The organism is Rhodovibrio sodomensis (genome assembly GCF_016583645.1).
Classification (GTDB): domain Bacteria; phylum Pseudomonadota; class Alphaproteobacteria; order Kiloniellales; family Rhodovibrionaceae; genus Rhodovibrio; species Rhodovibrio sodomensis.
On record NZ_NRRL01000028.1, the window covers coordinates 64432 to 70694 of the forward strand.

Genomic DNA, 6263 nt, shown 5'->3' on the forward strand with positions numbered 1-6263 from the left:
CTAAAATCATCTGCCCTGCGAGCGAGGGAACGGCGCCATGGTGCTCGACGAACCGGCCCACTGCGCCCTGTCGGTGATGACGTTGATCGCGCTGGCCGGGCCGCGCGGACCGCGCACCGCGCCGGAAATCGCCGCGGAACTCGAGCTGCCGGCCGCGCGCATCAACCGCGCCCTGCGCGACCTGACCGCCGCCCGGCTGCTGACGGTCGAACTGGAGCCGGCCCGGATCGGCTACGCCCCCACCCGTCCGCCGTCCGCCGTCACCATCGCCGAGATCATCGAGGCCGCGCACCCGCCGCACAGCGGGTCGTCCCGGCCGCACGACGCGGCTCCCGGCGGGCCAACACCGAACCGGGCGGCGACCCGCGACGCCCCAAGCCCGGCGCGCCGGCCGACGCCGTACCCGCCGGCCCGGGCCGACCCCGCCGGCCGCGCGCGCCAGGGCCTGATGACCGCGCTCCGGCGGATCACCCTGTCCGATGTCCTGCACGCCCAGGCCCGCCGGGTCGGCTTTTAAGGCCCCACAGGAGACCGGGACCGCGCCCGCATCCAGGCCCATCGGCCCGGTCCCGGTCGACGGCCGGCCTTGCCCACCTCGCGGCGTTCCGTCCGCCTGGACGGCCTCCCCGGTATAGCTCGCGCCCTGGCTGGTGCCGCCGATGCCGCCGCCGATCCGCGAGTGAGACGCATCGTGGTCCCCGATCGGAAAGGTTGACGCTGCTGGGGACGCTGACGACTGCCCGTTGCCTGCCCCCACCCGCGGCGTAGGGACAATTTAAGCGTGCGGTTTGGCAGCCGTGTATCGACCAAAGGTGTTAGCCGCGGCGCCCCTGCGGCCTCTGCGTGGCACCGGCCCGATGGCCGCGGACCCCAGTCAGCACGCCGCTCGTCGGCAGTCCCGGATCAATACGCCGTGTAGGACTTCTCTTCCTTCAGGCGCGAGCCAGTCGCCTCGTTGATCTCGCGTTTCAGCTCGGCCCGGCGGTCGTTGGTCTTGTAGACCGCGCGGGCAAGCTCGACGAACCGTTCGCCGAAATCGCGGGTGCGCTCGTGCTCGCGGATCTCGTCCTCGATGTCCCAGAGCTGCCGGTTGACCGCGCGCAGGCCGTCGACCGCCCGCTCGACCTCGGCCGTCGCCGGCAGGTTCGCGTCGCGCGCCGCGCGCAGCGTCTCCAACTCGGCCCGGACGTTGGCAAGCTTGCCCGGGTCGGTGAACTTGGCTTCCTTGATCTCCAGGATGGTGATCTTGTCCAGAAGCTCGCCGGCGGCGACCTCGACGGTGATGGCGGATGCACGCATCGGCTGGGCTGTCTCCTTCGCACGTCGTTCGGCGGCCTCCGGGCCGGTAAGCCGGGCACCGCACCTCTCTTCTCATGCTAACCCGGCATGGCCCATGACACACCCTCGGGTGTGAACCAAGTTTTGGCTGTGCCCGTACATCCCAGCGCACGATCGACACCACCAAGCCATCGGACCGCCCGTCATGACCGTGAGCGAGACCGCCCTGCCCCCCGACAGCGGCCGCCTGCCCGGCCGCGGCCGCCGCAGCGTGGAGGCGCTGCTGCTGTTCGTCGCAGCACCGCTCGTCCATGTCACCCTGTTCGACGTCCTGGGCGTGTTCGCGCCGCTCGCCGCCGTCACCACGGTGGGTGTGCTGTTGCTCGCGATCACGCCCGGCTGGCGCTGGCGCGAGCTGATCGACCTCGCCAGCCTGCGCGGCCACGGGCGGCTGATCCTCGGCTTCACGGCGCTGGCGGCGGCGGTGATCTTCGCGCTGGTGTTCGCGCTGATCCCGCAGCGGGTGCTCGGCCTGCCGCGCTACATGCCGCAGACCTGGGCGCTGGTGATGGTGTTCTACCCGCTGGTCAGCGTGCTCGGGCAGGAACTGCTGTTCCGGCCGCTGTTCTTCCGGCGCTACGGCGACCTGTTCACCGGTCCGGTGACGCTGGTGATCGCCAACGCGGGCGCGTTCTCCCTGACCCACGCGTTCTACCAGAACTGGGTGGCGCTCACGCTGACCTTCCTGGGCGGGCTGGTGTTCGCGGAAGCCTACCGGCGCACCCGCTCGTTCCCGCTGGTGTTCCTGCTGCACACCTTCGCCGGGCAGCTGATCTTCACCAGCGGTCTGGGCGTCTACTTCTACCACGGCGCGATCCCGCAGTAGGGCGGACCGTTTCAGGGCCCGCGGCCGCTTCCGGCCCGCCGTGCCCGTGTCCGCCTCTCAACTCTCCAGGCGCTCGGCCAGGGCATTCAGAAAGGCGTGTACCCGGTCGGCGTTGACGCCCAGATCGGAGATCCCGACCCGGCTGGCGGAGCGGACGTCGACCCGCGTGCGCCCGTCCGGCGCTTGCGCGATACGGACCACGACATCGTCCTTGAAGCCGTACCAGAAACTGGTCGCGGTCGCCTCGATGCGCGCGGCTGCGCCGCTGCCGGTGCGTTCGGGTCCGCGCTCGGACCAACGTTCGGCGAAGTGGACTTCCCAGCCCTCGGCCGCGACCTGTCGGCGCGCGGCCTGGAACACGGTATGCACCGGCCGGTCGAGCAGCAGCGGCTCGATCCAGGGGTAGGCCTGGCGCTGCTTGGCGGCGGTGTCGCCGCCCGGATAGGCGACCGCGTTCATCGCCGCGCGGCGCGCGCCGGCGACCGCGCGGAACCGCGGCGGGTCGTCGGTGTCGGTGGTGATGTCGTGGATCGCGGGCACGCTCGACGCCTGATCCAGGAGCGACAGCGGATAGGCCAGCACGGCCAGCCCGATCACGATCCCCGGCACCGCGCGCAGCGCGAGCGCGCCCTGGCGCTGAAGCACCGCGCTCAACAGGCCGATCAGGCTCGCCACCGCCCCGCCGGCGCAGGCGATCACCGCCCACTCAAGGATGCCGAAGCCGGTCTGGAAACGCCACCAGTCCCACCGGCTGCCCAGTCCCGACAGCGCCGCCGCCAGCCCGCCCAGCACGACCGCCGCCGCGCCCAGGAAGATCAGGAACCCCGCGAGGTGCAGCAGCCGGGGATTGTGGTAGCTGGAATCGTCGGGTTGGGACATGCGGTGGATCCGGATCAACGGCGCAGGTTGAAGGAGAGCGGCGGCGCAGAGTCACCTCTCCTTCGAGCAGAGGAGAACGACCTGCCAACGCGCGCTTTAAGCCGCGGCGCGCTTGGCCTCGGCGCGGGTGACAGCGGCTTCGACCAGGTCCCAGGCCTCGGCGATGCGCTCGGGCGCGGCGTCGTCGGCGCGGGTGTGTTCGCTCAGGTGGCGGCGGAAGTGGCGCGCGCCCGGCAGGCCGCTGGCGAGCCCCAGCATGTGCTGGGCGACCCGCTTCACCGGCACGTCGCAGGCCTGCATGCGCCGGGCGTAGGCGACCATGGCGTCGACCACCTGGCGCCGCTCGGCGCACGGTGCCGGCCTGCCGGCGAGCCAGGGGTCGGCGTCGGCGAGCATCCACGGATCGGCGTAGGCCGCCCGGCCGATCATCGCGCCGTCGACCCCGGCGGCGATCTCCGCGCGCGCATCGTGAAGCGTCTGCAAACCGCCGTTGAGCAGGATCTCGAGCTGCGGCCGGTCGGCCTTGAGCCGGCGCACCCGGGCGTAGTCGAGCGGCGGCACCTCGCGATTTTCCTTCGGGCTCAGGCCCTGCAGCCAGGCCTTGCGGGCGTGCAGGGCGAACGAACTCACCCCGGCCGCGGCGACCCGGTCGACGAACGCCAGCAGATGGTCGTAGCTGTCCACGTCGTCGACCCCGATCCGGGTCTTGACCGTGACCGGCAGGTCGCAGGCCCGGCGCATCGCCGCGCACGCCGCCGCGACCGTCTCAGGCTCCTTCAGCAGGCAAGCGCCGAACCGCCCGGTCCGCACCCGGTCGGACGGGCAGCCGACGTTCAGGTTGACCTCGTCGTAGCCCCAGACCTGCGCGATCTCCGCCGCGCGCGCCAGCTCCGCCGGATCGCTGCCGCCCAACTGCAGGGCGAGCGGGTGCTCCATCGGGTCGAAGCCGAGCAGGCGCGGCCGCGGGCCGTGCAGCACCGCGCCGGTGGTCACCATCTCGGTGTAGAGCAGCGTGTGCCGGCTGATCTGGCGGGCCAGATAGCGGTAGTGCCGGTCGGTGCAGTCCATCATCGGCGCCACCGACAGCCGCCGGTCGAGCGGCTGGCGCGCGGGCGCGGCGGTATGGTCCTGGGACGCGGTCATGACGCTCCCCGAGGTAGCGCGTCAGGGCGCGCGGTACAAGCGTGGACGGCGGGTGCGGCGCCTCGCGAGCAGGCTACCGCCTCTCGTCTAGTGGGAGGAGAAGGCACCCGCCGAGGCAGCGTGCCGACCACGCTACTACGCCGCGCGGATCGAGCTGAGCAGTTGGTCCAGGTTGCTGCGCAGGCGTTTCTGCTGGGTGCCGAGTTCGCTGACCGCGCCGGCGACCTCCTGGCTGAGCGCGTCGGTCTCGCCGGCCGCGCTTTCCACCTGGGCGATCCGGCCGGTCACCGTCTCGGTCGCGCGCGCCGCGTCCTGGGCGCTGCGGGCGATCTCGCCGGTCGAGGCGCCCTGCTCCTCGACGGCCGCGGAGATCGACCCGGCGATCTCGTCCAGGCTGCCGATCCGCTCGACCACCTGGCCGATGCCGTCGACGGCCTGCTTGGTCTCGCTCTGGATCCGGGCGATCTGCTGGCCGATCTCCTCGGTCGCCTTGCCGGTCTGGGTCGCCAGCTGCTTGACCTCCTGGGCCACCACGGCGAAGCCCTTGCCGGCCTCGCCGGCGCGGGCGGCCTCGATCGTGGCGTTGAGCGCCAGCAGGTTGGTCTGCTCGGCGATATCCTGGATCAGGGTCACGATGTCGCCGATCTTGTCGGCCGCCTCGGCCAGGCCGCGGACCTGGCCGTCGGCGGTGCGGGCAACCTCGACGGCGGTGCGGGAGGCGTCGGAGGCGCCGCCGGTCTGGCCGCTGATCTCGTCGATCGACGCGCGCAGCTCCTCGGAGGCGGAGGCGACCGTCTGCACCGCGCCGGAGGCCTGCTGGGCGGACTGGCTGACCTCCTCCGCCCGGCCGCGGCCGTCCTCGGCGATCCGGCGCATCTGCTGCACCGCCTGGTCCAGATCGCCGGTCTGCTGGCCGACCGCGGCGATCACCTCGCCGACCTGGCTTTCGAAGCTGTCCGCCAGCTCGTTCAGCGCGCGCTGCTTCTCCTGTTGCGCGGCGCGCTCGGCGGTCTCCCGCTCGGCGTTCGCCGATTCGGCCTGGGCGCGCGCCTGCTCGGCCTCCGCGACCGCCTGCTGCGCGCCGTCGAACGCCCGCACCAGCCGGTCCGCCAGCCACACCAGCGCGCCCGCCTCGACCACCACGATCACCGCGTGCAGCAGCACCCGCAGCAGGCTCGTGCCGTCCGGGAAGATCGCCAGCGGCATCAGGAAGTTCAGCGACAGGTGATGCAGCGCCACGGCCGCCGCGCCGAACAGGATCGCACGCCAGTCGCAAAGGGTGGTGACGATGGCGAGCGCGGCGAAGAAGTACATGTGCCCGTCGATCTGCCAGGCATGGCCGTTCAGCGCGAACACCACCAGGGCCGGCATCCCCATCATCGCCACCGCCAAGGTCGCGCGGTTGCCGCCGGTGCCGGGCGCGAGCCGCCAGCTGGCGAACGCCGCCGCGGTGAGCACCAGGGCCATCAGACTGGGCGCGAGCACGCCGTTGCCGACGGCGAACGCGACCGCGGCGACGATCGGCACGTTGGCGGCGATGAAGGCGACCAGCGCGGTCTCGGCGGTGGCGCGAATGCTATCCAGGGTGGTCATGTGACCAATTCCTTATGGTGGCCGGCACACGCCGGCGGGGCAGCGCCAGGCGGCGGTCTCGGGCGGGTCGCAGCACCCCAAGGCCCGGAAGCAGGCGTCGGAAGGCCGCGGTCGACACCTTTGAGTTGTGGCTAACCACTTGAACTTGCACGTCCTTGCCGCCTCTTTCGAAGCTGAACATAGGTAGCGCGCACGCGGTTATCACAAGGTAAATGCGGCTGTTTTGCCCGGCATGTCACGACTCACGGGCCGCGGGGCGCTCAAAACCAAGACGTGTCTGGACGCCCCCACAGATGCAAGCCCTTTTTCCTCGGGTCCGGTGTAGGCATGCGGTCAGGTGCAGTCGTGTCTTCGGCCTCTCGATGCGGCCGTTACACGCCGCGGGCCTGTATGGAGATACGCGGACCGGGTCCAATACGCTTACTCGCACTGTAGCGTGCAGCGCCTTCGTGCTGGTTTTCCCGACCCCGTCTCGATGACCGTT

At 71.5% G+C, this 6263-nt stretch carries 6 protein-coding genes; 2 read left to right on the plus strand and 4 right to left on the minus strand.

Annotated features, from left to right (window positions below):
• The first annotated feature begins 37 nt into the window (after window positions 1-37).
• A complete protein-coding gene (locus CKO28_RS12070; protein ID WP_200341030.1) occupies window positions 38-517 on the plus strand; it encodes a helix-turn-helix domain-containing protein in 480 nt (159 codons plus the stop codon).
• Between the two features lie 386 nt (window positions 518-903).
• On the opposite strand, the gene CKO28_RS12075 is transcribed toward CKO28_RS12070, so the two are convergent.
• On the minus strand, window positions 904-1299 hold the full coding sequence (locus tag CKO28_RS12075) for a DUF6165 family protein (protein ID WP_200341031.1): 396 nt from the start codon (window positions 1297-1299) through the stop codon (window positions 904-906).
• Between the two features lie 184 nt (window positions 1300-1483).
• Here CKO28_RS12075 and CKO28_RS12080 point away from each other — a divergent pair, with 184 nt between their 5' ends.
• Complete coding sequence (locus CKO28_RS12080) at window positions 1484-2164, plus strand: CPBP family intramembrane glutamic endopeptidase (protein ID WP_200341032.1); 681 nt, start codon at window positions 1484-1486, stop codon at window positions 2162-2164.
• 57 nt (window positions 2165-2221) lie between these two features.
• Here the strand turns inward: CKO28_RS12080 and CKO28_RS12085 are convergent, their stop codons facing one another.
• The 3 genes from CKO28_RS12085 to CKO28_RS12095 all read right to left on the minus strand — a co-directional run bounded on the left by CKO28_RS12085 (window position 2222) and on the right by CKO28_RS12095 (window position 5779).
• Window positions 2222-3043, minus strand: a complete 822-nt coding sequence (locus tag CKO28_RS12085; RefSeq protein WP_200341033.1) for a DUF1499 domain-containing protein — start codon at window positions 3041-3043, stop codon at window positions 2222-2224.
• Between the two features lie 96 nt (window positions 3044-3139).
• Window positions 3140-4186, minus strand: coding sequence for a tRNA dihydrouridine(20/20a) synthase DusA (gene dusA / locus CKO28_RS12090; RefSeq protein ID WP_200341034.1), 1047 nt, complete (start codon window positions 4184-4186; stop codon window positions 3140-3142).
• A gap of 135 nt (window positions 4187-4321) precedes the next feature.
• Window positions 4322-5779, minus strand: coding sequence for a methyl-accepting chemotaxis protein (locus tag CKO28_RS12095; RefSeq protein ID WP_200341035.1), 1458 nt, complete (start codon window positions 5777-5779; stop codon window positions 4322-4324).
• Window positions 5780-6263: the final 484 nt, after the last annotated feature.